Consider the following 23,977-nt stretch of genomic DNA (forward strand, 5'->3'; position numbering starts at 1 on the left):
GAGAGGTCATGACCACCCACCAGGACCCGGCCGTACGGGAGACTCCGGCCGCCGTGGTGCCGCAGGGCGGCCCGGCCCACGCAGGTCGGCACGCCGGCCCGGCGCCGGCCGCCGACTGGGCCGACGGCGTGGACACCGTGCAGCGGGCCGCCGGCAGCCCTCAGGAGCTCCAGCCGTACGCCGAGCTGGGCCTGCGCGACGACGAGTACGACCGGATCCGGCACATCCTCGGCCGCCGGCCCACCCAGTCCGAGCTGGCCATGTACTCGATCATGTGGAGCGAGCACTGCTCCTACAAGTCGAGCAAGGTGCACCTGCGCCAGTTCGGCGAGAAGGCCCCGCCGAGCGACCGGATGCTCGCCGGCATCGGGGAGAACGCCGGCGTGGTCCGGATCTCCGACGAGCTGGCGGTGACCTTCAAGGTCGAGTCGCACAACCACCCGAGCTTCGTCGAGCCGTACCAGGGCGCGGCGACCGGCGTCGGCGGCATCGTCCGGGACATCCTCGCCATGGGCGCCCGCCCGGTGGCCGTGATGGACCCGCTGCGCTTCGGCGCGGCCGACCACCCGGACACCGCCCGGGTGCTGCCCGGCGTGGTGGCCGGCGTCGGCGGCTACGGCAACTGCCTGGGCCTGCCGAACATCGGCGGCGAGCTGGTCTTCGACCCCTGCTACCAGGGCAACCCGCTGCTCAACGCGCTCTGCCTGGGCGTGTTGCCGGTGGACCGGCTGCAGAAGAAGGACGCGGCCGGCCCGGGCAACGTCGTGGTGCTGCTCGGCGCCAAGACCGGCCGGGACGGCATCGGCGGCGTGTCGGTGCTGGCCAGCGCCTCCTTCGACGAGGGCAGCGAGCAGCGCCGCCCGTCGGTGCAGGTGGGCGACCCGTTCACCGAGAAGCTGCTGATCGAGGCCTGCCTCGAGCTGTACGACGCGGAGCTGGTCGTCGGCATCCAGGACCTGGGCGGCGCCGGCCTGACCTGCGCGCTGACCGAGACCGCCGCCTCCGCCGGCACCGGCATGCGGGTCTGGCTGGAGCGGGTGCCGCTGCGCGAGCCGTCGATGGAGCCGCACGAGATCCTGGCCAGCGAGTCCCAGGAGCGGATGCTGCTGGTGGTCGCGCCCGACAAGCTGGACGCGGTGCTCAAGACCGCCGACAAGTGGGGCGTGCTGGCCACCGCGATCGGCGAGGTCACCCCGCCCGGGCCGGACGGCCTGCCGGGCCGGCTGCTGGTCACCTGGAACGACCACGTGGTGGTCGACGTGCCGCCGGGCTCGCTGGTCGATGACGGTCCGGTGTACGCGCGCCCGATGCGGGAGCCGGCCGACCTGATCCTGCTGCAGGCCGACCGGGCCGAGACGCTGCCCCGGCCGAGCACCCCGGACGCGCTGCGGGAGACCGTGCTGCGCATGATCGCCTCGCCGAACCTGGCCGACAAGACCTGGGTCACCGAACAGTACGACCGATACGTGCTGGGCAACACCGTGCTGGCCCAGCCGGAGGACTCCGGCGTGATCCGGATCGACGAGCGCACCGGGCTGGGCGTGGCGCTCTCCGTCGACGGCAACGGCCGGTACACCCGCCTCGACCCGTACCACGGCACCAAGCTGGCGCTCGCCGAGGCGTACCGGAACGTGGCGGTGACCGGCGCGAAGCCGATCGCCGTGACCAACTGCCTCAACTTCGGCTCGCCGGAGGACCCGGGCGTGATGTGGCAGTTCGCCGAGGCCGTGCGCGGCCTGGCGGACGGCTGCCTGGAGCTGGGCATCCCGGTCACCGGCGGCAACGTCAGCTTCTACAACCAGACCGGCGCCGCGGCGATCCACCCGACCCCGGTGGTCGGCGTGCTCGGCGTGCTGGACGACGTGGCCGCGCGGGTGCCGATGGGCTTCGTCCCGCGCGCCGGTGGCGACCACGACCAGCTCTTCCTGCTGGGCGAGACGCACGTCGAGCTCTCCGGCTCGGAGTGGGCCTGGGTGACCCACGAGCACCTCGGCGGCCTGCCGCCGCAGGTCGACCTGGCCCGCGAGCGGCAGCTGGCCGAGCTGATGGCCGAGGCGGCCCGGGTGGGTCACCTCAGCTCGGCGCACGACCTCTCCGACGGCGGCCTGGCCCAGAGCCTGGTCGAATCCTGCCTGCGCCGGGGCGTCGGCGCCCGGATCGCGGTGCCGGAGCGGTTCGCCGACGGCTCGCTGCCGTTCGTCTTCCTGTTCAGTGAGTCCGCCGGTCGGGTGCTGGTGTCGGTGCCGCGCGGGCACGAGAAGGCGTTCACCGCGCTCTGCGGCGAGCGGGGCGTGCCGTGGGAGCGGATCGGGGCGACCGACCCGGGCGCCGGCGCCCTCGAGGTGCAGGGCCAGTTCCGGATCACCCTGGACGAGCTGCACACCGCGCACACCGAGACCCTGCCCCGGCTCTTCGGTGGCCCCGAGGCCGCCAAGGTCCAGGTCGAGGCGGTCCGGACCGGCACCACGACGGTCGCCCCGGCGACCGCCGCCCAGCCGGTGGACGTGCCGGCGGCCGCCGCCCCGGGCGCGGCCGAGCAGCCGGGCGCGGCCGAGCAGCCGGACGCGCCGGACGCGCCGGGCGCGGCCGAGCAGGTGGGCGTGCCGGCCGCGGCCGAGTCCGCGGCGCCCGCCCGTCCGGAGTCGTCCCCGCAGGCGACCGCCCCGCAGGCGACCGCCCCGCAGGCGACCGCCGCGCCGGAGGCCGCCGCGGCGGCCGGGCCGGCCCACCCGAGCACGGAGGTCACCGGAGATGCGGCTACCGACGCTCCGGCGGCCCCGGCCGGTGCCGGTGCCGACGAGCAGCCGTCCCCGCCCGCTGAGCGCTGAGGCGTTGGCCGCGACCGTCTACGCCCAACCCGGTTCCGGGGCCCGCTTCGACTGGGGCCTGACCGGGGCGGCGGAGCTCGGTCGGGTCTGCGCCGTGCTGGTGGTGGTGGACGTGCTGTCGTTCACCACCGCCGTGGAGGTGGCCGTCGGCCGGGGCATGCGGGTGCACCCGTTTCCCTGGGGCGAGCAGGCGGCCGACTACGCGCTGCGGGTGGGCGCGGTCGCCGCGGTGGGCCGCCGGCGGACCACCCCGGAACACCCGTGGTCGCTCTCCCCGGCGGCGCTGAGCACCGCCCCGGTGGTGGCCGACCTGGTGCTGCCCTCCCCGAACGGCTCGGCGATCAGCGCCGCCGCGAGCGCCACCGGGCTGCCGGTGGTCGCGGCGTGCCTGCGCAATGCGCGCGCCGTCGGGCGTTGGCTGCGCCGCCAGGGGTACGGCTCGACGGACGCGCCGATCGGGGTGATCGCCGCCGGTGAACGCTGGCCGGACGGCATGCTGCGCCCCTCGGTCGAGGACCAGCTCGGCGCGGCCAGTGTGCTGGACGCGGTGTCCGGGGTGCCCGGCGGCCTGTCGGTGGAGGCGGCGACGGCGCTCGCGGCGTTGGCCAGCATCCCGGACGTCCCGGCCGCGATCCGTGGCTGCGTCTCCGGCCGGGAGCTGATCGAGGGCGGCTTCGGCCAGGACGTCGAGGTGGCCGTCCAGGTCGGCGTCTCCGACGTGGTGCCGGTGCTGCGGCAGGGCGTCTTCTCCGCCGCCTGACCCGGCGGGCGACGCAGCGTCCGCGCCGACCACGGTCGGCACGGCCAGGACGCCGCAGTCGCTGCCGTCCGCCGTCGCCGCCCGCGAGGTGGAGGACGGCCCGGCCCACCTGCAAGGCGCCACGACTCCGGTGACACGGCGAAGGGCCGCCCTCGCGGACGGCCCTTCGTGATGCCCTGCTCAACCCGGTCGAGGCGGTGCCCCGACCGGTCAGTCGTCCAGCCAGTCCAGTCGGCGTCCGCCGCGGTCCTGCGGAGCGACGTCCGCCGGCCGGGCCCGACCCGAGGCGGCGGCCTGGTCGCCGTAGTGGTTGTCACCCGGTCGCTGGTCGTAGGCGTGGTTGTCGTACCCGCCGGAGCGCTGCTGCGGCGGCTGCTGGCCGTAGCCGCCCTGGTCGTAGCCGCCCTGCTGGTCGTAACCGGTTTGCTGGTCGTAGCCGCCGGGCTGGTCGTACCCGCGCTGGGCGCCGCCGTAGCCGGCCGACTGGTCGTAGCCGCGCTGGGCGCCGCCGTAGCCGGCCGACTGGTCGTAGCCGCCGCGCTGCTGGTCGTACCCGTTGTCGTGGTCGCCGGCCGGGTAGCCGCCGTCCTGACCGCCGGCGTAGCCGTAGCCACCGGAGGGCTCCGCCCCGTGCCCGTAGCCGCCGGGCTCGGGCTGGCCGTAGGCGCCCGCCTGCTCGGGCTGGTAGGTGCTGGTCGGGTACGGGTCTGCCGGCGGGGTGTACGACTGGGTGCCGTCGCCGGTGTACCGGCCGGTCGGCTCGTCGTACCGCTCGCCGTAACCGCCGCCCTGGTCGGCGCCGTAGCCGCTCTGCTGGCCGTAGCCGCTCTGCTGGCCGTAGCCGGGCGCCGAGGCCGCGCCGTAACCGCCCGCCGCCGCGCCGGCCGCGCCGTAACCGCCACCGGAGGCCGGGGCGCTGCCGTAACCCCCACCGGAGGAGGGGGCGTTGCCGTAGCCGGCCGGCTGGCCGTAACCGCCCGGGGCGGGCTCGTCGCCGTAGCCGGCACCGGCCCAGCCGCCCGCCGCGGCGCCGCCGTAGGGCTGCGCCGGCGCGCCGTACGGATCCGGCGGCACGTCGTCGACGACCGGCCGCTGGAGCATCGTCGGCGCGTCGCCCAGCGCGGTGCCGCCGACCATGGTCGGGTCCGGGCCGGCACCGACCCGGTCGACCACCCGGGTCTGGTCGTCCGGGCCGCGGAACGCGCCCCGCGCCGCGGGCACCGCGCCGACGCCGGCCGGGCCGGCCGCGTCGTCGTCCTCAGCGTTACGGCGGCGCATCATCAACAGCACGATGGTGCCCACCCCGGCGGCCACCAGCAGGCCGCCGAGCAGGATGATCAGGAACGAGCCGATGCCACCGCCGTCGTCCTCGGTGGCGGCCGGCGCCGCCGCGGCCGGAGCGTCGGTCGCCTCCGAGTCCTCCTCGGTGGCCGCCGGGGGCGGCGCGGCCTCGGCGGTCGCCGACGGCGTCGCGCTCGGGCTGACCTCGACCTTGATCGCCAGAGGCAGCCGCTGGCCGGTGATGCTCTGGCCGGCGTTGGCGTTGAACGACTTGGTGGCGACGATGGCGTCCTTGCTGGCGCCCAGCTCGAGCCGGCCCGGGACGATCGGCTTCTCGGTGCTGCCGGTGATCCGGAAGTTGCCGCTGTCGTCGCTGGTGGTGCTGAACTGGTGCTGCTGGGAGTCGACCAGCATCACCACCGCGTTCGGGACCGGCTCGCCGTTGGCCGCGATGGTCACCTTGCCGGAGACCGACTTGACCGTCTGCACCTGTTGGGGCTGCTGCGGCGGCGGCGGTTGCTGCGGCTGGGTGGTCTGCGGCGCGGCCTTGGCCTTCACCGTCAGCGCGAAGTCCCCGGTGGCGGGATCGGACTTGTCCGGCTGGACCTGCGCGGTGATGGTGCCGTTGGCGTCCGCGGCGTTGTCGTTCGCCTTGAGGGTCAGCAGGACGGTCTTCGGCGAGCCGCTCAGCGGGACGTCGCCACAACCGCTGGTGCAGCTCACTCCGGCCGGTAGGCCGGTGAGGGCAACCTTGGCGGTGGTGTCCTCCGGCCCGGGGATCACGGTCAGTCGTACCGTGGTGTCACTGCCGGCGTTGAGGTTCACCGAGCCGGGCGACACCCGGGCCTCGGCGGCCAGGGCCGGTGTCGCGGGGACGGTGAGCAGGGCGCCGGCAACCAGCGCTGCGACCACACCGGCCCGCTGCTTCCAGGCATGTCGGTGTGTTGACACGTCCACCGCCTTCCGGTCTGACCTCCCCGGCCGGGGTCGGGGATCATCACGGTACGAATACGCCGTCGGCAACTATGCCTTGTCTGACCGGATCGGCGCGACCCAGGGCCAGCGAGCGGTGCCGCGCGACCGAGTCGTATCGTCCCGTCGTGTCCTCTCCGTACATTAAGTCCGCCGCGGTGGCGGCGGCGCTGACGGCGCTCGACGAGGGGCGTACGCCCGATCGGCCGGTGTACCGGGAGGCGGTCCGTGCCCTTCTGACCGCCCTCGCGGAGCGCGCCCCCGGCCGATCGGTGGAGGTGCGTGTCCCACCTTACGGTGCAGTTCAGTGCGTTCCCGGTCCGCGACACACCCGCGGCACCCCGCCGAACGTGGTGGAGATGGATCCGCCGACCTGGCTGGCGCTCGCCACCGGCCGGCTCTCCTGGGCGGACGCGGTGACGGACGGTCGCGTACGGGTGAGCGGCAACCGAGCCGACCTCTCCGCCCTGCTGCCGCTCTAGCTGGGCCGGAAGGGGCTGATCGGTGACACCCCGGAGCCGAATCGTGACTATCTGTATCGACTTCGATTCGCGTACACTGTCGGACGACGACAGTGGTCCCGGCCGAGTAGTGCGGATCAGTGCCTGCTGAGCCCGCCCGGCGGAGTCCCAGACCAGCATGAGGGAGCGGCAGTGCCCCGAGGCGACGGCCGGCTGAGCCACGATCTCGACCCCCAGCGTCCCGGCCCCCAGGACGCCTGCGGCGTCTTCGGCGTCTGGGCCCCCGGCGAAGAGGTCGCGAACCTCACCTACTTCGGCCTCTACGCGCTCCAGCACCGCGGCCAGGAGGCGGCCGGCATCGCGGTGAGCGACGGCTCCGGCGTGGTGGTCTACAAGGACCTCGGCCTGGTCGCCCAGGTCTTCGACGAGCCGACCCTGGCGAGCCTGCGCGGCCACCTGGCGATCGGCCACGCGCGGTACTCCACCACCGGCGGCTCGACCTGGGAGAACGCCCAGCCGACCATCCGCTCGAACACCTCCGGCACGACCATCGCGCTGGCCCACAACGGCAACCTGGTCAACACGGCCGACCTGCAGAAGGAGGTCGCCGACCGGGGCCTGGTCGCCGACGGCGCCACCAACGACACCTCGCTGGTGACGATGCTGCTGGCCAGCCACCCGGACCTCTCGGTGGAGGCCGCCGCGCTGCGGGTGCTGCCCCAGCTGCGCGGCGCGTTCAGCTTCGTCTTCATGGACGAGTCGACGCTCTACGCGGCCCGTGACCCGCACGGGGTGCGCCCGCTGGTGCTCGGTCGGCTGGAGCGCGGCTGGGTGGTGGCCAGCGAGACCGCCGCGCTCGACATCGTCGGCGCCAGCGTGGTCCGGGAGGTGGAGCCGGGCGAGCTGATCGCGATCGACTCCGACGGCCTGCGGTCGGCCCGGTTCGCCGCGCCGGAGCCGAAGGGCTGCCTCTTCGAGTACGTCTACATCGCCCGCCCGGACGCCACCATCGCCGGGCGGAACGTGCACGCCGCCCGGGTGCAGATCGGCCGGCAGTTGGCCAAGGAGCACCCGGTCGAGGCGGACCTGGTGATCCCGGTGCCCGAGTCCGGCACCCCGGCCGCGATCGGCTACGCGGAAGCGTCCGGCATCACCTACGGCGCCGGCCTGATGAAGAACCCGTACGTCGGGCGCACCTTCATCCAGCCCTCGCAGACGCTGCGCCAGCTCGGCATCCGGCTCAAGCTCAACCCGCTGCGGGAGAACGTGCGGGGCAAGCGGCTGGTGGTGGTGGACGACTCGATCGTGCGGGGCAACACCCAGCGGGCCATCGTGCGGATGCTGCGCGAGGCGGGCGCGCTGGAGGTGCACGTGCGGATCTCCTCCCCGCCGGTCAGCTGGCCGTGCTTCTACGGCATCGACTTCGCCACCCGGGCCGAGCTGCTGGCCAACGGGCTGGACAACGAGGGCATCCGGCGCTCGATCGGCGCGGACACCCTCGGCTACGTCTCGCTCCCCGGCCTGATCGCCGCCACCGAGCAGCCGAAGACCCGGCTCTGCCGGGCCTGTTTCGACGGCGAGTACCCGATCGAGCTGCCGGCCGGGAACCTGATCGGCAAACACCTGCTCGAAGGAGTAGGGCGTCGGGTCGCCGGCGCCGCCGAGCACACCGCCCCACCCCTCGTCGCCACTCCGGGCGGCGCGACCGTCCACCCGTAGCACCGCCGGGGCCGTCCGGGCACACTGCCGCAGGCGGCGCCGAGAACCACAAAGGGGAGAACCGTGACGCACGTGTCCGAGCGCAGCGGCGCAGGAAGCAGCCCGACCGGCGCCGGCGGCGACCGCCAGCCGTGGACGGGCGGCGCCGGCCGCACGGCGCGCAAACGCTCGGTCTCGTACGCCGACGCCGGAGTGTCCATCGACGCGGGCGACCGCGCCGTCGAGCTGCTGAAGTCCAAGGTCAAGTCGACCCGGCGGCCGGAGGTGATGGGCGACCTGGGCGGCTTCGCCGGCCTGTTCCGGCTGGACACCAAGAAGTACAAGAACCCGATCCTGGCCTCGTCCACCGACGGCGTGGGCACCAAGCTGGTGATCGCCCAGCAGATGGACATCCACGACACGGTCGGCATCGACCTGGTCGCGATGGTGGTCGACGACCTGGTGGCGTGCGGCGCCGAGCCGCTGTTCCTGCTCGACTACATCGCCACCGGCGAGGTCGTGCCGGACAAGGTCGCCGAGATCGGCGCCGGCATCGCCGACGGCTGCCGGTACGCCGGCTGCGCGCTGCTCGGCGGCGAGACGGCCGAGCACCCGGGCGTGCTGCGCCCCGACGAGTACGACATCTCCGCGACCGGTGTCGGCGTGGTGGAGGAGAGCGACATCCTCAGCCCGGAGCGGGTCGAGGTGGGTGACGTGGTGATCGCCATGCGCTCGTCCGGCCTGCACTCCAACGGGTACTCGCTGGTGCGGCACGTGCTGCTGGGCGCCGCCCGGATGCGGCTGGACGTGGTGATCGAGGACTTCGGTCGGCAGCGCACCCTCGGCGAGGAGCTGCTCACCCCGACCAAGATCTACGCGCAGGACTGCCTCAAGCTGATCGCCGAGGCCGAGGTGCGGGCGCTGGCCCACGTCACTGGCGGCGGCATCCCCGGCAACCTGGTCCGGGTGCTGCCGGAGCACGTGGACGCGGTGGTCAACCGGTCCACCTGGAAGCCGCAGCCCGTCTTCGACCTGCTCCAGTCCAAGGGGCGGATCGACGACCAGGACATGGAGGCGACCTTCAACATGGGCGTCGGCATGTTCGCGATCGTGTCGGCCGAGGACGCCGACCGGGCGCTGGCCACCCTGGCCGGTCGCGGCGTGGACGCCTGGCAGGCCGGCGAGATCATCGAGGGCACCGGCAACGTGCAGATGATCGGCCAGCACACCCGGGGATGATCACGATCGGGTGATCATCCGACCACCTGATGGGGGGTTCACCCGAGTGGCCGTCGCCGCCTAGCCTGAAGGGCACTTCGAGCCGGGCGGAGGTGGCGGATGGCCACTGGTACGGGCAGCGGGATGCGCGGCGTCGCCGCCGTCCCCTCGTACGTGGTGATGCAGCCGACCACCCTCTGCAACCTGGACTGCGCCTACTGCTACCTGCCGATGCGGGCGGCGGACCGGCGGATGCCGGTGGCCGTCGCCGAGGCGGTGGCGGCGTCGGTGAACCCGTGGGCGGCCGCCGGCCGGTTCTCCGTGGTCTGGCACGGCGGCGAGCCGCTGGCGACCGGGCGGGAGCACCTGGCCGCCCTGATCGCCCCGTTCGGTCCGGCGGTGGAGCACCACGTGCAGACCAACGCCACGCTGATCGACGACGCCTGGTGCGCGTTCTTCGTCGAGCACGGGGTCCGGGTCAGCGTGAGCGTGGACGGGCCGCGGGAGCGCAACGGCGAGCGGGTCACCCGGGGCGGGCGGCCGGCGTACGACCGGATCCTGGCCGGGGTGGAGACGCTGCGCCGGCACGGGCTGCCGTTCTCGGCGCTCGCGGTGGTCTCCCGGCCGGAGCCGGGCCGGGCGACCGAGCTGTACGACTACTTCCTCGAGCTGGGCTGCGAGGTGCTGGGGGTCAACATCGAGGAGACCGAGGGGGTCAACACCCGCAGCAACGCCCGGGACGCCGGCGCGGTGACCGGGTTCTGGGCGGAGCTGGTGGCCGCCTGGCGGAGGGATCCCCGGATCCACCTGCGCGAGGTGGAGTGGTCGCTGCGCTACGCGGGCGCCGTGCTGGACGGCACGGCGGAGGGGCTGCTGCCCCGGCAGCTCGACCCGATCCCGACGGTCGGGCACGACGGCTCGGTGGTGGTGCTCTCGCCCGAGCTGGCCGGCTTCACCGACCCGGCGTACGGGGATTTCAGCAGCGGCAACGTGCTGGCGACCCCGCTGGCCGAGATCCTGGCCGGCGCGGCGGGCACCCCCTGGGTGGGCGAGTTCCTCGCCGGGGTGGAGGCCTGCCGCTCGTCCTGCCCGTACTTCGGCTTCTGCGGCGGCGGCCACGCGGCGAACCGCTACTTCGAGCTGGGGCGGTTCGACGGCACCGAGACCGACCACTGCCGCAACAGCAAGATCCGCCTACTGGAGGGAGTGTTGGAGCATGCCCGAGACCACGAGTCACCGGCAGCCTGAGCGCGTCGACGCAGGTGTCCCCGAGCCGGTCGTCCACCGGGTGCGGGAGGCCGCCGCGGGGCTGACCGTGCTGCTGCGGGAGGCCGAGGCCGCGCGCCGCTCCCGGGCTGAGGTGTCGGGCGACGGCGCCGGCGCGGTGTGCGCCTGGAACCACTTCGAGAACATCCCGACGTTCTACAACTGGAACAACCGGCCGCGCTGAGCCGGCCGGAGGGGGACGCGCCCACCGCGATCAGGGACCTGCCGACCGGCCGGCACGCTGGCCGGCCCTGCGGGGTCCCTGATCATCGGTGGTGTGGCGCCGCTTGGTCGGGCACATACGTGAGCACGCGGGGAGTTACCGCGTGCTCAACTGTGACCGGAGGTCAGCGGGTCGGAGGAGCCCAGGGGTCCGGGTCGTCGTCCGCATGATCCTCATCATCGTCGTCGACATACTCTTTGTAGTCGTCGTCGAAGTGCTGCTCAGACTTCCCACCAGCACCCGCCAACTCGCGCTGCAAGGCGGTGAGGTCGGTGTTCGGGGAGTGGTACTTCAACTCCCGGGCCACCTTCGTCTGCTTGGCCTTAGCACGGCCGCGCCCCATGGCTCGACCCCCTCGCACAGAATGCGGGGCAGCCCGAAGGCGGGCCCCGATGACGTCAGGCATCTCTCGTGGCTCTTACGGTACATGGGGATGCCGCGGTTCGGCACCTCGGGTTACCGTTAGCCGGCCCTGCGCGTCGCAGTCATCCGGCCGTCACCGATTGTACCGGGTAAGGGGCACCGACCGGGGGTGCCCGTGACACCGGTCAGCCAGCCCGGAAACACCCCAAAAGCCCCGGCGCGTCCCCCGGGGCGCGGGCGGGCCCGCACCCCGGGAAACGGGTCAGCGCAGGTGGATCGTGCGCAGCCGGCCGACGTCGGCCATCCGCCGCTCGGCCAGCCGGTCCGCGGCCACCGCCGGGGGCACGCCCTCGTCGTCGGCGAGCCGGAGGATCTCCCGGGTGGTGTCGTAGATCTTCGTGGCGCGCAGCTTGGCCCGGTCGAAGTTGAAGCCCTCGATCTCGTCCGCCACCTGGATCACGCCGCCCGCGTTCACCACGTAGTCGGGGGCGTAGAGGATGCCCCGGTCGGCGAGCAGCTTCTCGATGCCGGGGTGGGCGAGCTGGTTGTTGGCCGCGCCGGCGACCACCTTGGCGCGCAGCGCCGGCACGGTGTCGTCGTTCAACGCGCCGCCCAGCGCGCACGGGGCGTACACGTCGATGTCGGCGGCGGCGAGCGCGGCGGCGTCGTGCACCAGCTCGACCTGCGGGTGGTTGGCGCCCACCCATTCCACCGCCTTCGGGCTGACGTCGGTGGCGACCACCTCGGCGCCGTCGTCCAGCAGATGGCCGGTGAGGTGCTTGCCGACCTTGCCCAGGCCGGCCACGCCGACCCGGCGACCGCGCAGCGTCGGGCTGCCCCAGACGTGCTCGGCGGCGGCGCGCATGCCCTGGAAGACGCCCCAGGCGGTGAGCACCGACGAGTCGCCGGCGCCGCCGTGCTCGACGCTGCGGCCGGTGACGTAGCTCGTCTCCCGGGCGATCACGTCCATGTCGGCGACGTACGTCCCGACGTCGCAGGCGGTGTAGTAGCGCCCGGCCAGCGACTCCACGAAGCGGCCGTACGCGCGCAGCAGCGCCTCGCTCTTGAGCTGCTCCGGGTCGCCCCAGATGACCGCCTTGCCGCCGCCCAGGTCCAGCCCGGCCAGCGCGTTCTTGTACGCCATCCCGCGGGACAGGTCGAGCACGTCCGCCAGCGCCGCCTCCTCGCTGGCGTACGGGTAGAACCGGGTGCCACCGAGCGCGGGGCCCAGCGCGGTGGAGTAGATGCCGATGATCGCCTTCAGCCCGGACTGCTTGTCCTGGCAGAACACGACCTGCTCGTGACCGGTGGATCCCGGGTCGTCGGTACTCGCGAATACGCCCATGGCTTGCTCCTGGAGTCGGTGGCGTCCTTGTGGGACGCGGACCTGGTGGACGCCGGCGGGATGCTGCCGGTGTCGCTGAGCCTAATATCGTCCGGGCTCGCGCTGTCGTCCACGTCACTGCCCACGCGGGGAGGTGGGGGCGGGCCGGCCCGCTTTCGTGGGAGGATCGCGCGGTGCCGTCGCTCTTCGCTTCTTACCTGCGCGTGTACGAGCCGCTGGCCGCCTTCGACCGGGAGCGCCAGTCCTACTGGCGGCGGTACGTCCGCGAGGGGCGGGCGGTCGCCCCGCTGGAGGGGCCCGGCCGGCAGCGAACCGCGGTGATCGAGGCGCTCGGCGCCGGCTGGACCCGGCTGCCGGACCTGCCCGAGGAGGCGTACGTCGTCGAGGCGGACGACACCCTGCTGGTCTGCCCGTGGAACCTGCGGATCCGGGTGGCCGAGGCGGCGTTGAGCGCCCGCGAGGGGGTGCCGCCGGTGCTCGCCGACGCGTTCGTGCCGCCGGTGCTCGCCGGGCAGGCCAAGGCGGTGGTGGACGACTGGCGCAGCGGGGCCCGGGTGCTCGAGCACGGGGTGCCCCGGCTGCACGAGCAGACCGCCACCTGGGGGGTGCCGCTGCGCTGGTTCGTGCTCTTCGAGCCCGCCGAGCGCGACCTGGTGACCCAGCCGGGGCGGCGGGCGCTGCGCTACCGCACCGAGATCTCCAAGGCCCGGCGGCGGGCCTCCCGGGCGCTGTCGGTGCTGCGCAAGTCGGTCGGCGAGGCGCCGATCACCGAGGCGGTCGAGGAGGCCGCCCGCTGGCTGGAGGAGTTCCACCCGCGGTCGGTGCTCGAGCTGGACTACGGCGGCCTGGTGCAGCTGCTCTCCGACGAGACGCTCACCGCGGACGACTCGACCGAGCTGGTCGCGACCGGGCTGGCCGGGCTGTCCCGGGGCGAGGCCGAGGAGGCGTCGGCCGCGTACGACCGGTTGGTGGCGCGGTGGCGCGCGGTGCAGCTGCTGGAGCGGTGCAACTGACGACGAACCGCCCGGAACCGGACGGCGATTCGAGGAGCGTTCGTAATCTACGCATCACGAACCGTGATCATGAGTCCGAATAAGGTACTTTCTGGCGTGTGAAAGTCAGATAAATCGGGCATGGTTCATCCGTCCGTCTAGGGACCTTCGGCCGTTCGGCCCATGTCGGACATCGGGGACTAGCCGGACCATGGGAGACGCGTCGGCCGGCGGGACCCCGGCCGATGTCTATACATGTGGAGGAGTGACCGATGGCATCGCGAACGCACGAACCAGAGCCGCTACTCACGCCGGCCGAGGTGGCGTCGATGTTCCGTGTCGACCCTAAGACGGTGACCCGGTGGGCCAAGGCGGGGAAGCTCAGCGCGATCCGGACCCTGGGCGGCCACCGTCGGTACCGCGAGTCGGAGGTGCGGGCCCTGCTGCAGGGGCAGATTCCCCAGCAGCGTCAGGGGGACTGACCGGCCGACAGCGCCGAGAGTTTCGGTCTTCAGGGGCGGGCGGGCGTCGCGACAGCGACGGACCACCGCCCCTGAACCGTGTCCGGGGTCAGCCGCGCACGGTCACCCGGATCCCGATGGTGCCCTCGCTGCCCCGGCGCAGCCGGCTGCCGAGCAGGGTGAGCCGCCCGAGCATCCGGTACTTCTGCTTGATCAGGCCCCGCACCCGGTCGCTCTCGGCGGGGTCGCAGAGCACGGCGTGCCCGGGCACGGCCTCGCCGTGCGGCCGGCCGCGCACGTCGCACGGGGCCACCGTCACCGAGCCGTCCCGCCGGATCCGCTTGACCTTGCCCGAGTCGGCGGCCGTCCAGACCGCCAGCGTGTCGCCGTCGCGGACCGACCACACCGGGGTCGGCACCGCCCGGCCGTCCTTACGGAACGTCGTCAGCAGGACGTACTTCTCCGCCGCGAGGCGGTCCAGGTCGGTCACGCCGCCCAGGATACGGCCGCGACACGGCCACCGGAGGGCAAGTAGCGTGGCGTGGTGACCGGGGAACCCACGATCGGCGACGTGTTCGGCGAGCTGCTGCGCGACGCGTACGCGGTGCACACCGGGATCGGGCCCCGGCCGCTGGTCGGCGGGCGCCTGCCCCGGCCGGTCATCGAGATCATCGAGCGGGACGACGGCCTGATCAACGGCGCGCCCGCCGCACACTATCTGGACGGCCCCGAGCACTGGCAGCCGTACGACCACCGGGCCGTGGCCCGGGCCCGCGGCCGGACGCTGGACGTCGGCGTCGGCGGCGGCCGGATCGCGCTGCTGCTGCAGGAGCACGGGGTGCCGGTGACCGGGCTGGACACCTCGGCCGGCGCGCTGCGGGTCAGCCGGCACCGCGGGGTGACGGACCTGGTCCTGGGCACCGTCGACGAGCATGTCGCCGACGGCCGCCGCTACGACACGTTCCTGCTGCTCGGCAACAACCTCGGGCTGATCGAGGGGCGGGAGCGGGCGCCGGGCTTCCTCGCCGCGCTGGCCGCGCTGGCCCGCCCCGGCGCGCAGGTGATCGCGCACGGCACCGACCCGTACGGCACCACCGACCCGGTGCACACCGGCTACCACGAGCTGAACCGGCGGCGCGGCCGGCTGGGCGGCCAGCTCCGGCTGCGGCTGCGCTACCGGGAGCTGGGCACCGAGTGGTTCGACTACCTGGTCTGCACGCCGGACGAGCTCGGCGAGCTGGTCCGCGGCACGCCCTGGCGACTGACCGACGTGGACGACCGGGACGCGCCGTACTATCTGGCCACCCTGCGGCTGGTCGGCTGACCGGGGCCCCCGGGAGCGGGGACCCCGGCGCGCCGGCTCAGACCTGGACGGTCGGGGGCAGCTGCTCCGGCGGCAGGCCGCCGTCGCCGTCGACCACCTCGTCCGGCGTGCCGTCCTCGTCGAGGTCGACCATGGTGATGTCGACCTTGCCGTCGCCGTCGGTGTCGAACTGGAACAGGTCGGCCTTGCCGTCGCCGTCGGTGTCGACCACCCAGACGTCGGTCTTGCCGTCGCCGTCGGTGTCCGCGCGGAGCAGGTCGACGCGCTCGTCGCCGCGCGTCTCGACCGTCTCCGTGCGCTCGGTGGTGCCGTCCACGGACTCCGGTGCCTGGCTCATCTCGACTGGTCCTTCCCTCGGTTGACGCCCGCAGTACCCGATCGCGGTCCGCGCCACGCCTCGGCCCGGCCCCGCGTGCCGGCCGCGTCCGATCACGGCCGTCGTCCCGGGCGGTTCAGGCTGCCACGTCGGCGGTGCGACCGGGATCCGCCGTCCCGCCCTGCGGGCCGCACCGCATGGACGGTCGTGCGGGCCGCCGCCGCGCGACCCCTGGCGTGCCGGCGGGCGCCGCGCTGCATAGGGTCGGCGCATGAACGATCGTTTCGTCGTCGTCGGGGCCGGCACCATGGGGCTCGGCATCGCCTACGTGGCGGCCGGGGCGGGCCATGCCGTGGAGCTGGTCGAGGTGGATCCGGACCGGGCGGCGGACGCCGTCGACCGGCTCGGCGAGCTGTGGGACCGGGCGGTGCGGCGCGGAAAGCTCGACGCCGACCTGGCCGCGACCAACCGGGCCCGGCTCACCGTGCGCACCACCCTGGACGAGGTCGCCCCCGAGCCGGACGTGGTCGTCGAGGCGGTGCCCGAGCGGCCCGACCTCAAGCGCGCCGTGCTGGGCGCCGCCGAGCGGCTGCGGCCGGCGCTGCTGGGCAGCAACACCTCCAGCATCCCGATCGCCGAGCTGGCCGCCGGGCTGGACCGGCCCGAGCGCTTCCTCGGGCTGCACTTCTTCAACCCGGTCTGGGCGATGGCGCTGCTGGAGGTCGTGGTCGGCCCGGCCACCGCGCCGGAGACCACCGACGCGGCCGTCGCGCTGGCCGGCCGGCTGGGCAAGGACCCGGTCGTGGTACGCGACCTGCCCGGCTTCGCCACCTCCCGGCTCGGCGTGACGCTCGGCCTGGAGGCGATCCGGATGGTCGCCGACGGCGTCGCCGAAGTGGCCGACATCGACAAGGCGATGGTGCTCGGCTACCGCCACCCGGTCGGCCCGCTGGAACTCACCGACCTGGTCGGGCTGGACGTCCGGCTGGACATCGCCCGCACCCTGCAGGCCGCGTACGGGGACCGCTTCGCGCCGCCCGCGCTGCTGGAGGAGATGGTCGCCGCCGGCCGGCTCGGCAAGAAGACCGGCCGGGGCTTCTACACCTGGGTCGACGGCCGCAAGGCCGAGGGCCCGGCCGGCTCGGAAGGGGCGGCGGCGTGAGCGGGCTGCGGATCGAGGAGCGGCCGGACCGGCTGGTGGTGACCCTGAGCCGGCCGGAGAAGCGCAACGCCATCGACGCCGACCTGATCGCCGAGCTGCATGCCGTCTGCGCCGAGCTGGAGGCGCGGCCCCGGCTGCTGCTGCTCACCGGCGGCACCGAGGGGATCTTCGCCGGCGGTGCCGACATCGGCCAGCTGCGCGAGCGCGGGCGGCTGGACGCGCTCGCCGCGATCAACCAGGCGGCCTTCGCCCGGATCCGGGCCCTGCCCATGCCGAGCGTCGCGGCGGTGGACGGCCCGGCGCTGGGCGGCGGCGCCGAGCTGGCGTACGCCTGCGACCTGCGGGTCTGCACGGCCCGGGCGGTGTTCGGCCAGCCGGAGGTACGGCTGGGCATCCTGGCCGGGGCCGGCGCGACCCACCGGTTGCCGGCGCTGGTCGGCGAGGCGCGGGCCAAGGAGCTGCTCTTCACCGGCCGGCGGGTGGACGCCGACGAGGCGTCGCGGATCGGCCTGGTCAACCGGGTGGTGGCCGAGCCGGGGGAGCTGCTGGACTGCGCGCACGGGCTGCTCGACGAGATGGCCAAGGGCTCCGCGCTGGCCCTGCGGCTGACCAAGCTGGCGGTGGACGCCCCGGCCGCCGCGCACCCGCAGGTCGACCTGGTCAGCCAGGCGGTGCTCTTCGAGGACGAGGAGAAGCGGCGGCGGATGACCGAGTTCCTGGAGCGGCGCGGCCCGCGTTGACCACCGTGGACGAGCGCGACGGCCGCACCGGCTCACCGGTGCGGCCGTCGTCGGACCTGGCGCGCTGTGGCGCCGCGGTCAGTGCCGGATCGGCACGCCGGCGTCGGCCAGCGCGTTGATCAGCCCGGCGCTCTCGCCGAAGCCGATGATCAGCACGGCCTCCGGCCCGTACGCCTTGATCTCCTTCGCGGTGCCCGAGAAGTCCACCGGCGGCGCCTTGGGGTTCGCCGGCGGCTGGTAGGTCATCAGCTTCACCCGGTCGGCGCCCACGCCGGCCCGCTCCAGCTCGGCGCGCACGGTCTCCTGGAGGCCCTCGCCGTACGAGTCCTTCCGGGCCACCAGCGCGATCTTGCGCGGCCCGTCCCGCAGGATCACGTCCGCGAGCGCCCGGCCCTGCAGGCCGTCCGGCGGCGAGGTGCGGAAGTAGAGCCCCTTGTCGTCGGCCTCGGTCAACGCGGCGTCGGTGTTGGACGGTGAGAAGAGGATGCGGCCGGCGGCCACCACGTCCGGCAGCACCGCGCTGGAGATCCCGGACGCGCCGGCGCCGATGATGACCTGCACCTTGCGGCGGATGTGCGAGGCGACGGTGGCCTTCGCGACGGTCGGGTTGGTGCCGTCGTCGCCGTCGATCCAGACCATCGGCTCGCCGAGCACGCCGCCGGCGGCGTTGATCTCGCGCACCGCCAGCGTGGTGCCGGCCGCCAGCGGCGGGTTGGCCAGCGCCAGGTCACCGGTCTTGGGCAGCAGGCCACCGAGGATCAGCGGGGAGCCGTCGCTGCGGTCGGTGCGGCCGGGCTTCTCCTTCTTGGGCTTCGGCGGGGTCTTGGTGCTCGCCCCGGACTCGTCGCCGGCGCCCACGAACTCGGTCTTCGCGTCGTTGATCTTCTGCGCGTCGAAGTGCAGCGTGGCGTAGCTGGCGGTGGCCGGCTCGCCCGCGTCGGTGAAGCCGGCCCGGGTCAGCGACGGGCCACGGTACTCGACGTCCTGCCCGTCCCGGGCCAGCGCGAGACAGCTCGCCGGATCCGTGCACCGCTGCCCGTTGTTGGTCACCCCGACGATCTGCTTGGCGATCTCCGACGGGTTGGTGGTGCCGGCCAGCTGCGCGGCGATCGCGCTGATCACCACCGCGTCGTACGACTCCGCCGCGTAGAGGAAGTCGGTCAGCTTCGGGTCGACCGCCAGCAGCCGCCGCTTGAAGTCCTCGGTCAGCGGCGTCAGCGGGGTGGTGCCCTTCATGCCGTCGACCAGGTCGGCCCGCCCCTTCAGCTCGGCGGCGTAGGAGTTCAGCATGTTGCCGTCGGTGCCGTAGAGCCGAAGCTGCGGGGTGGCCGCCGCCTCCGGCTCGTCGGTCGTCCCGCAGGCGGTGGTGGCGAGCAGGAACACCGCACTGGCCGCCAGGATGGCCGCGCGCGGGCCGCGTGTTACGAGCATGGTCTTCCTTCCTCCGGGGGAGGTCCGCTGGGCACCTTAGCGTGCCGCCGCGCCGGGTGGGAGCGTGGAGCCGGCCCTCGTCGGAGGCCCGTGGACCCGCCCGTACGCTCCGTCACCCGGTGTGCGGCGCGGGTCACCGCTTGACCGGCGGTCCTACTGTTCCGCGGGTGACCGACGTACCGGAGCAGACTCTCGACGACGCGGCCGCCGTGCTCCGTTCCGCCCTGGACGGTGACGGCGCCGGGGTGGTGGGCACCTTCGACGCGGTGGTGGACCGGGCCGGTCTCACCGGGGCGTACGGGGTGGCCTGGTGCCTCGCCGCCACCATGGTGGGCGATCCGCCCCCACCCGGCGCCTGCGCGCTGGACTTCCCCGGCATCGACGAGGCCGGCTACGACGCCCGGTGGGTGGCCCGCTTCGTCAGCGCGTACGCCAACTGCGACGCGGACACCGGCGAGGCGCTGTTCGGCGCGGCCGTTGCCGACGGTCAGCTGCCGGACTGCCTGCTCACCCTGGCCGGCTCCACGGTGGCCACCCTGCGCGACCGGGCCGGCTGACGGCGCGGCGCCCGGCCCACCGGCCCGGGCGCCGCACCCGACGGATCAGAACGCGTGGTACGCGACCAGCGACTCGTACTCGAAGCGCAGGTTGGAGAAGCGCACCTTGAATCGCACCCCGTCCCGGACGTCGGTGGCCACCGTCGTCCAGCCCGAGCCGGCCTTCAGGTACGTGATGTAGTTGCAGCGGTCGGTCTTGTCGATGAAGATCACGCAGGCCTCGGTGCCGAAGTTACTGGCGTTGCGGACGTTGATGTCGCCGCACCGGCTGGTCGTGGTGTACGGGCCGGCGTCGCCGCCCCACCCGCCCTGCAGGAAGTACGAGCGGACCGCGCCGCCGTAGCAGGTGGCCAGCGGCGCGGCCAGGTTGCCGGGCGAGACGGCCACCGGGGTCGCGGGAGCGGCCTGGGCCGGTGCGCCGAGCGCGAGCAGCGACAGCGTCGCCGCCCCCGCCGCCAGGCGCGCGGGGTGTGATGCCATGGGGACCTCCTGGGAAGGGTGAACCCTGCGTTGCGGGCAGGAAGCCGAGCGTAGCGACGATCACCGTCGATGTCAGCCCGGTGGTGGGCCGGCCGGGGACGAGTTGTGGTAGCTCTGGTGTCATGTCCGAGGCGATGCTCAGCAAGGTCCGCAAGCTGCTGGCCAAGGCCGAGGACCCGGCCTGCACCCCCGCGGAGTCCGCCGCCTTCACCGCCAAGGCCACCGAGCTGATCGCCCGGTACGGCGTGGACCGGGCCCTGCTGGCCGCCCGCGACCCGGCCAGCGACCCGGTCGGCGACCGGGTGGTCGACCTGCTCGCCCCGTACGCCCGGGACAAGGCCGCGCTGCTCGCCGCGGTCGCCGACCCGTTGCGCTGCCGCTGCGTACGCCGTCGGCAGGGTGCCGGGTTCGCCATGCACCTGTTCGGCTTCGCCAGCGACCTGGAACGGGTGGACCTGCTCTTCACCTCGCTGCTGGTGCAGGCCGCGCACGGGCTGGCCGCGACCCCCGTACCGGCCGGCGACCACCCGGCCGCGTTCCGCCGCTCCTGGCTGGCCGGGTTCGCCGGGGTGATCGGTGCCCGGCTGCGGGAGGCCGAGGCGGGGGCGGTCGCCGAGCGGGGTGCGCCGTCGGTCGCGCTGGTGCTCGCCGACCGCTCGGACCGGGTGGCGCACCGGGTGACGGAGGTCTACCCGCGGCTGCGCACCGCGCCACCGCGCCGGCTGGCCGGCACCGGCTTCGGCGCCGGTGCGGCGGCGGGCCGCCGGGCGGATCTGGGCGGCGCCGGGGCGGTCGACCGCTCCGGCGCGCCGGCCGGCATCGAGGGCTGAACCGGCCCGCCCGGACCGAGCACGTCGGCGTCCGGGGTGACGCGCCGGCCCAGTCCGGCACGGCGGGCGGTCAGGGCTGTCGCTCGACCGTGGCCAGGTAGCGGCTGAGCAGCTCGTGCCAGCCGGCGGTGAGCGCCTTGCGGTAGCCCTCAGCGGCGTCACCGTGCCGGTCGAAGTGCCGGTGTTCCACCTCGACCCGGGTCTGCCCGGACGGATCCGGCAGGAACAGCACCTCGACCTCGCTGGCCAGCGCCGGATCCGGCACCGGCACCCGGTCCGGGCCGATCTGCCAGGTGAAGACCAGTCGGCGGGGCGGATCCCAGGTGAGCACCCGACCCCAGTCGTTGCGGAACCCGTACGGCCCGAACTCGTAGAGCATGCCGCCGGCCCGCGGCTCGATCCCCAGCTCGGCCAGGGCGGCCGGCCCGGACCAGGTGTACTCCGGCACCCACCAGTCGGTCAGCGCCCCGGTGAACAACGCGAAGGCCCGCTCGGCGGTGGCTGGGGCGAGGAGGGTGCTGCGGAGCGAGTAGCGCCCGACGTCCTGACGGACACGATCCGGATCCGCCATCTCCTGTCCCATAGGCCCGGACAGTACCGGCTCATGCCGCGCTGTGCAGCTTCGCATTCTGCCCCGTTGCGGACAGTCGGGTACCGGCAGGGCCGACACGTACGGCAATACCCAGGTCACGGTGGGTCGAGCGGTGGGGTGATGGTTACCGGCAATTCGGGTAACCGCGCCGGACGGGGCCGGTCGGCCGGGTCGAGCGTCGGGGAGCGGAGAGCATGGGCGAGAGCGCAGCGGCACGGCAGCCGGACCGGGTCGGTCCCGACCGGGAGGACGAGCCGGACGTCCTGCTCGACATCCCGAACGTCTCGGTCGACTCGATCCGGCTGGAAGTGGAGGAGCTGGACGCCGACGTCTCCCTGCGGGTCCGGCTGGCCAACCTGCTCCAGTTGGACGCGGGGGTGCGGGTGCACCTGGGCCGGGTGGAGCTGGACATCGAGGGCGTGCAGGCCGAGGCGCTGCTGAAGGTGCGACTCGAGCGGCTGGTGGAGATCCTCGACCGGGCGCTGACCACGCTCGACCGCCACCCGGAGATCGTCCGGTCACTGGCCCGGACCACCACCCACGCCCTGGACGACGTCAACCGGGTCACCGACCGGGTCGGCGAGGTGGCCGAGCCGCTCGTCGGTCAGGTCGGCGCGCTCGGCCAGCAGGTCGGCGGGCTCGGCCAGCAGGTCGGTGGAGAGGTCGGTGGGCTGGGCGAGCAGGTCGGCCGGGCCGGCGAGCGGGTCGCGGGTGCGGCGGACCAGGCCGGTCGGCGGCCGGACCGGCAGCTGGGCTCGATCAGCGCGAGCGCGTGGCAGGACGGGGAGCGGATCGCCGGCACCGACGTCGGGGCGGACGTGCCGAGCGGCCGTCCCCAGCCGCCGACGGCCCCCGACCGCCCGGTCGGCCCGAAGCCGGAGTCCCCGGCCGGTCCGCTGCCGGTCGGCTCGCCGCCGGAGCCGCCGCTGGGACCGGTCGGCCCCGAACGTGCCGCCGGGGCGAAGGAGTCGCCCGCCGGCACGGAGCGCGACGACAGCTCCGGCAACCACCGGCCCGAGAAGGCCGCCCCCGGCGGTACGGACCGGCCCGAGGGCGTCGGCGGTGCGGGTACGGGGCCGCGCGAGGGCGCCGACGGTGGCGGGGATGCGGGCCGGGCGGAAACGGGTGACCGGCCGGGCGACGGTGCCGAGGGTGGGGTGTCGCAGCAGGCGTCGCAGCTCGCCGGCCAGGCGGGCGAGACGCTGCGTCAGGCCGGCCGCAGCGTCTGGGAGGCCATCCAGAACGGGATGGCCCAGCGCCGCCAACGCCCCGACCGCTGAGTCGACCGACCGGGACGTGACGGGGATCTCGCCGGGACACAAAGCAGAGCGCCGACCGGCGTTTCCGCTGGTCGGCGCTCAGGTAGCCCGGCGAAAGGCTATGTGGCCAGGGGCGGGGTCGAACCGCCGACCTTCCGATTTTCAGTCGGACGCTCGTACCAACTGAGCTACCTGGCCGTGGTGCTCCGGCACATGCTACCGCAAGGCCGATACGCAGAACGCCGCGCATGAGGTGCGCGGCGCAAGCGCTTGCGGTCCTGACGGGACTTGAACCCGCGACCTCCGCCTTGACAGGGCGGCGAGCACTCCAACTGCTCCACAGGACCTTGCTGATCGTGCATCCGACCGGAGTCGGACCGTGCCCCCAACGGGATTCGAACCCGTGCTACCGCCTTGAAAGGGCGGCGTCCTGGGCCGCTAGACGATGAGGGCGGCCCCGCCATCATTGCACACTCGCAACATCAAGCGGACTTGCTCCCATCCGGCCCCGCCGGAGGCATGAGAAGCATATGTCATGCCCCGTCAGCCGTCCAAACCGGTATGGCCGGCAGCACAAACCGCAGCTCAGCGGGCCTGTCAGTGGAGGCGGGCGATGCCGAACCGGTGCTTGAGGTCGGCGAGCAGCCGCGGGCAGGCGGCCAGCGTCCCGCCCCGGTCACCCCCGCCGTCGTGCATCAGGATCACCGCGCCGGGCCGGGCGTGGCCCTCCACCCGGTGGACGATCATGTCGGTCGGAGGCTTGGCCCAGTCCTGCGGGTCGACGCTCCAGTGCAGCGGTCGCATGCCGAGCTGCCGGGCGACGGTGATCTCCTCCGCCGTCCACCGCCCGCCCGGCTGCCGGAAGTAGGGCACCTTGGCGCCGGGCACCGCGGCGCGGATGGCCTGGTTGGTCCGCTCCAGGTCGGCGCGGATCTGGGCCACCGGCCGGCGGCCGAGGTCCATGTCGTGCCGCCAGCTGTGGTTGCACAGCTGGTGGCCCTCCCGCACGATCCGGGCGACCAGCTCGGGATGCGCCCGCACCTGGACGCCGACCAGGCAGAAGGTGGCGGTCACGTGCGCCGCCCGCAGCTGGTCGAGCAGCTTCGGCGTCCACACCGGGTGTGGGCCGTCGTCGAAGGTCAACGCGACCCCGCGGGCGCCGCTGGTGCGGCTCAGCCCGGCCGGCAGGGTGGCCGGCAGCGGACGCAGCGGCGGCACGGTCGGGGTCGGCCTGGCCGACGCGGGCGGGCGGCTCGGCGTGGCCGACGGGGTCGGTGCCGGCGTCCCGGTCGGCGCCCCCGGGCGAGGTGTCTCGGCCTGTGGCATCCCGGTTGTCCGGTCGCCGCAGCCGGCGACCAGGAGGAGCAGACCGAGGGTGATCGCCAGGACATGGCGGGGACGCATCGCAACTCCGAGGG

The 23,977-nt window shown here is 74.1% G+C and carries 24 protein-coding genes and 3 tRNA genes; 15 read left to right on the top strand and 12 right to left on the bottom strand.

Annotated elements, in window-relative coordinates:
- Positions 1–8 precede the first annotated feature (8 nt).
- On the top strand, positions 9–2,828 hold the full coding sequence (purL, locus tag ACFY3U_RS07835) for a phosphoribosylformylglycinamidine synthase subunit PurL (RefSeq protein ID WP_387196697.1): 2,820 nt from the start codon (positions 9–11) through the stop codon (positions 2,826–2,828).
- A gap of 4 nt (positions 2,829–2,832) precedes the next feature.
- Complete coding sequence (locus tag ACFY3U_RS07840; protein ID WP_387196700.1) at positions 2,833–3,588, top strand: 2-phosphosulfolactate phosphatase; 756 nt, start codon at positions 2,833–2,835, stop codon at positions 3,586–3,588.
- Between the two features lie 210 nt (positions 3,589–3,798).
- Here ACFY3U_RS07840 and ACFY3U_RS07845 read toward each other — a convergent pair whose 3' ends face one another.
- Positions 3,799–5,820 carry a carboxypeptidase-like regulatory domain-containing protein gene (locus ACFY3U_RS07845; protein WP_387196702.1) on the bottom strand — a complete coding sequence of 674 codons (2,022 nt, stop codon included), beginning with the start codon at positions 5,818–5,820 and terminating at the stop codon, positions 3,799–3,801.
- A gap of 179 nt (positions 5,821–5,999) precedes the next feature.
- Between ACFY3U_RS07845 and ACFY3U_RS07850 the strand changes: the two genes are divergently transcribed.
- The 5 genes from ACFY3U_RS07850 (at position 6,000) to amcA (ending at position 10,668) form a co-directional block, all read left to right on the top strand.
- Complete coding sequence (locus ACFY3U_RS07850; RefSeq protein WP_387197612.1) at positions 6,000–6,323, top strand: sterol carrier family protein; 324 nt, start codon at positions 6,000–6,002, stop codon at positions 6,321–6,323.
- A 171-nt stretch (positions 6,324–6,494) separates the two neighbouring features.
- Positions 6,495–8,021 (top strand): amidophosphoribosyltransferase, encoded by a 1,527-nt coding sequence (purF, locus tag ACFY3U_RS07855; protein ID WP_387196705.1) that lies wholly within the window; start codon positions 6,495–6,497, stop codon positions 8,019–8,021.
- Between the two features lie 63 nt (positions 8,022–8,084).
- Positions 8,085–9,239, top strand: coding sequence for a phosphoribosylformylglycinamidine cyclo-ligase (purM, locus tag ACFY3U_RS07860; RefSeq protein WP_387196708.1), 1,155 nt, complete (start codon positions 8,085–8,087; stop codon positions 9,237–9,239).
- Between the two features lie 123 nt (positions 9,240–9,362).
- Positions 9,363–10,466, top strand: a complete 1,104-nt coding sequence (gene amcB, locus ACFY3U_RS07865) for a cyclophane-forming radical SAM peptide maturase AmcB (protein ID WP_387197615.1) — start codon at positions 9,363–9,365, stop codon at positions 10,464–10,466.
- Positions 10,435–10,668 (top strand): multiple cyclophane-containing RiPP AmcA, encoded by a 234-nt coding sequence (gene amcA, locus ACFY3U_RS07870; RefSeq protein ID WP_387196711.1) that lies wholly within the window; start codon positions 10,435–10,437, stop codon positions 10,666–10,668. Before amcB ends, amcA begins: the two co-directional genes overlap by 32 nt.
- 163 nt (positions 10,669–10,831) lie before the next feature.
- On the opposite strand, the gene ACFY3U_RS07875 is transcribed toward amcA, so the two are convergent.
- Entirely contained in the window at positions 10,832–11,050 is a 219-nt protein-coding gene (locus tag ACFY3U_RS07875) for a DUF3073 domain-containing protein (RefSeq protein ID WP_088641959.1), read from the bottom strand.
- Between the two features lie 282 nt (positions 11,051–11,332).
- Complete coding sequence (locus ACFY3U_RS07880; RefSeq protein WP_387196715.1) at positions 11,333–12,415, bottom strand: Glu/Leu/Phe/Val dehydrogenase; 1,083 nt, start codon at positions 12,413–12,415, stop codon at positions 11,333–11,335.
- A 173-nt stretch (positions 12,416–12,588) separates the two neighbouring features.
- On the opposite strand from ACFY3U_RS07880, the gene ACFY3U_RS07885 reads away from it, so the two are divergent.
- Together ACFY3U_RS07885 and ACFY3U_RS07890 are read left to right on the top strand one after the other, a co-directional pair.
- Positions 12,589–13,428 (top strand): hypothetical protein, encoded by an 840-nt coding sequence (locus ACFY3U_RS07885; protein ID WP_387196719.1) that lies wholly within the window; start codon positions 12,589–12,591, stop codon positions 13,426–13,428.
- A gap of 251 nt (positions 13,429–13,679) precedes the next feature.
- On the top strand, positions 13,680–13,889 hold the full coding sequence (locus tag ACFY3U_RS07890; RefSeq protein WP_007073996.1) for a BldC family transcriptional regulator: 210 nt from the start codon (positions 13,680–13,682) through the stop codon (positions 13,887–13,889).
- A gap of 88 nt (positions 13,890–13,977) precedes the next feature.
- On the opposite strand, the gene ACFY3U_RS07895 is transcribed toward ACFY3U_RS07890, so the two are convergent.
- The gene (locus tag ACFY3U_RS07895; RefSeq protein ID WP_387196722.1) at positions 13,978–14,358 is read right to left on the bottom strand and encodes a PPOX class F420-dependent oxidoreductase; all 381 of its coding nucleotides are present in this window, start codon (positions 14,356–14,358) and stop codon (positions 13,978–13,980) included.
- A 54-nt stretch (positions 14,359–14,412) separates the two neighbouring features.
- Between ACFY3U_RS07895 and ACFY3U_RS07900 the strand changes: the two genes are divergently transcribed.
- Entirely contained in the window at positions 14,413–15,192 is a 780-nt protein-coding gene (locus ACFY3U_RS07900) for a class I SAM-dependent methyltransferase (protein ID WP_387196725.1), read from the top strand.
- A gap of 37 nt (positions 15,193–15,229) precedes the next feature.
- Here the strand turns inward: ACFY3U_RS07900 and ACFY3U_RS07905 are convergent, their stop codons facing one another.
- Complete coding sequence (locus tag ACFY3U_RS07905) at positions 15,230–15,529, bottom strand: hypothetical protein (protein ID WP_387196728.1); 300 nt, start codon at positions 15,527–15,529, stop codon at positions 15,230–15,232.
- A 250-nt stretch (positions 15,530–15,779) separates the two neighbouring features.
- Between ACFY3U_RS07905 and ACFY3U_RS07910 the strand changes: the two genes are divergently transcribed.
- Complete coding sequence (locus ACFY3U_RS07910; protein WP_387196731.1) at positions 15,780–16,670, top strand: 3-hydroxyacyl-CoA dehydrogenase family protein; 891 nt, start codon at positions 15,780–15,782, stop codon at positions 16,668–16,670.
- The gene (locus tag ACFY3U_RS07915) at positions 16,667–17,410 is read left to right on the top strand and encodes an enoyl-CoA hydratase/isomerase family protein (protein WP_387196734.1); all 744 of its coding nucleotides are present in this window, start codon (positions 16,667–16,669) and stop codon (positions 17,408–17,410) included. Before ACFY3U_RS07910 ends, ACFY3U_RS07915 begins: the two co-directional genes overlap by 4 nt.
- Positions 17,411–17,488: 78 nt before the next feature.
- Here the strand turns inward: ACFY3U_RS07915 and ACFY3U_RS07920 are convergent, their stop codons facing one another.
- Positions 17,489–18,841: an ABC transporter substrate-binding protein gene (locus ACFY3U_RS07920; protein WP_387196737.1), complete on the bottom strand. Its 1,353-nt coding sequence runs from the start codon at positions 18,839–18,841 to the stop codon at positions 17,489–17,491.
- Positions 18,842–19,008: 167 nt separating this feature from the next.
- On the opposite strand from ACFY3U_RS07920, the gene ACFY3U_RS07925 reads away from it, so the two are divergent.
- Positions 19,009–19,398, top strand: a complete 390-nt coding sequence (locus tag ACFY3U_RS07925) for a hypothetical protein (RefSeq protein ID WP_387196740.1) — start codon at positions 19,009–19,011, stop codon at positions 19,396–19,398.
- Between the two features lie 45 nt (positions 19,399–19,443).
- On the opposite strand, the gene ACFY3U_RS07930 is transcribed toward ACFY3U_RS07925, so the two are convergent.
- Entirely contained in the window at positions 19,444–19,878 is a 435-nt protein-coding gene (locus ACFY3U_RS07930; protein ID WP_387196743.1) for a hypothetical protein, read from the bottom strand.
- Between the two features lie 122 nt (positions 19,879–20,000).
- On the opposite strand from ACFY3U_RS07930, the gene ACFY3U_RS07935 reads away from it, so the two are divergent.
- The gene (locus ACFY3U_RS07935; RefSeq protein WP_387196746.1) at positions 20,001–20,708 is read left to right on the top strand and encodes a DUF2786 domain-containing protein; all 708 of its coding nucleotides are present in this window, start codon (positions 20,001–20,003) and stop codon (positions 20,706–20,708) included.
- A gap of 70 nt (positions 20,709–20,778) precedes the next feature.
- Here the strand turns inward: ACFY3U_RS07935 and ACFY3U_RS07940 are convergent, their stop codons facing one another.
- Positions 20,779–21,291: an SRPBCC family protein gene (locus ACFY3U_RS07940; RefSeq protein ID WP_387196749.1), complete on the bottom strand. Its 513-nt coding sequence runs from the start codon at positions 21,289–21,291 to the stop codon at positions 20,779–20,781.
- A gap of 203 nt (positions 21,292–21,494) precedes the next feature.
- Here ACFY3U_RS07940 and ACFY3U_RS07945 point away from each other — a divergent pair, with 203 nt between their 5' ends.
- The gene (locus ACFY3U_RS07945; protein WP_387196752.1) at positions 21,495–22,580 is read left to right on the top strand and encodes a hypothetical protein; all 1,086 of its coding nucleotides are present in this window, start codon (positions 21,495–21,497) and stop codon (positions 22,578–22,580) included.
- Between the two features lie 103 nt (positions 22,581–22,683).
- Here the strand turns inward: ACFY3U_RS07945 and ACFY3U_RS07950 are convergent.
- The 4 genes from ACFY3U_RS07950 to ACFY3U_RS07965 all read right to left on the bottom strand — a co-directional run bounded on the left by ACFY3U_RS07950 (position 22,684) and on the right by ACFY3U_RS07965 (position 23,963).
- Positions 22,684–22,757, bottom strand: a tRNA-Phe gene (locus ACFY3U_RS07950).
- A gap of 75 nt (positions 22,758–22,832) precedes the next feature.
- Positions 22,833–22,906, bottom strand: a tRNA-Asp gene (locus ACFY3U_RS07955).
- Between the two features lie 33 nt (positions 22,907–22,939).
- Positions 22,940–23,012 (bottom strand) — tRNA-Glu (locus tag ACFY3U_RS07960).
- Between the two features lie 144 nt (positions 23,013–23,156).
- A complete protein-coding gene (locus tag ACFY3U_RS07965) occupies positions 23,157–23,963 on the bottom strand; it encodes a polysaccharide deacetylase family protein (protein WP_387196755.1) in 807 nt (268 codons plus the stop codon).
- Between the last annotated feature and the right edge of the window lie 14 nt (positions 23,964–23,977).

It is taken from the genome of Micromonospora sp. NPDC000089 (assembly GCF_042899365.1).
Classification (GTDB): Bacteria; Actinomycetota; Actinomycetes; order Mycobacteriales; family Micromonosporaceae; genus Micromonospora.

Coding starts and splice junctions, on each gene's coding strand:
- ACFY3U_RS07930 (WP_387196743.1), bottom strand. CDS start 19,878: ATGGCATCACACCCCGCGCGCCTGGCGGCGGGGGCGGCGACGCTGTCG.
- ACFY3U_RS07875 (WP_088641959.1), bottom strand. CDS start 11,050: ATGGGGCGCGGCCGTGCTAAGGCCAAGCAGACGAAGGTGGCCCGGGAG.
- ACFY3U_RS07910 (WP_387196731.1), top strand. CDS start 15,780: ATGAACGATCGTTTCGTCGTCGTCGGGGCCGGCACCATGGGGCTCGGC.
- amcB (WP_387197615.1), top strand. CDS start 9,363: ATGCGCGGCGTCGCCGCCGTCCCCTCGTACGTGGTGATGCAGCCGACC.
- ACFY3U_RS07880 (WP_387196715.1), bottom strand. CDS start 12,415: ATGGGCGTATTCGCGAGTACCGACGACCCGGGATCCACCGGTCACGAG.
- ACFY3U_RS07890 (WP_007073996.1), top strand. CDS start 13,680: ATGGCATCGCGAACGCACGAACCAGAGCCGCTACTCACGCCGGCCGAG.
- purL (WP_387196697.1), top strand. CDS start 9: ATGACCACCCACCAGGACCCGGCCGTACGGGAGACTCCGGCCGCCGTG.
- ACFY3U_RS07920 (WP_387196737.1), bottom strand. CDS start 18,841: ATGCTCGTAACACGCGGCCCGCGCGCGGCCATCCTGGCGGCCAGTGCG.
- ACFY3U_RS07940 (WP_387196749.1), bottom strand. CDS start 21,291: ATGGGACAGGAGATGGCGGATCCGGATCGTGTCCGTCAGGACGTCGGG.
- amcA (WP_387196711.1), top strand. CDS start 10,435: ATGCCCGAGACCACGAGTCACCGGCAGCCTGAGCGCGTCGACGCAGGT.
- ACFY3U_RS07965 (WP_387196755.1), bottom strand. CDS start 23,963: ATGCGTCCCCGCCATGTCCTGGCGATCACCCTCGGTCTGCTCCTCCTG.
- ACFY3U_RS07935 (WP_387196746.1), top strand. CDS start 20,001: ATGTCCGAGGCGATGCTCAGCAAGGTCCGCAAGCTGCTGGCCAAGGCC.
- ACFY3U_RS07905 (WP_387196728.1), bottom strand. CDS start 15,529: ATGAGCCAGGCACCGGAGTCCGTGGACGGCACCACCGAGCGCACGGAG.
- ACFY3U_RS07945 (WP_387196752.1), top strand. CDS start 21,495: ATGGGCGAGAGCGCAGCGGCACGGCAGCCGGACCGGGTCGGTCCCGAC.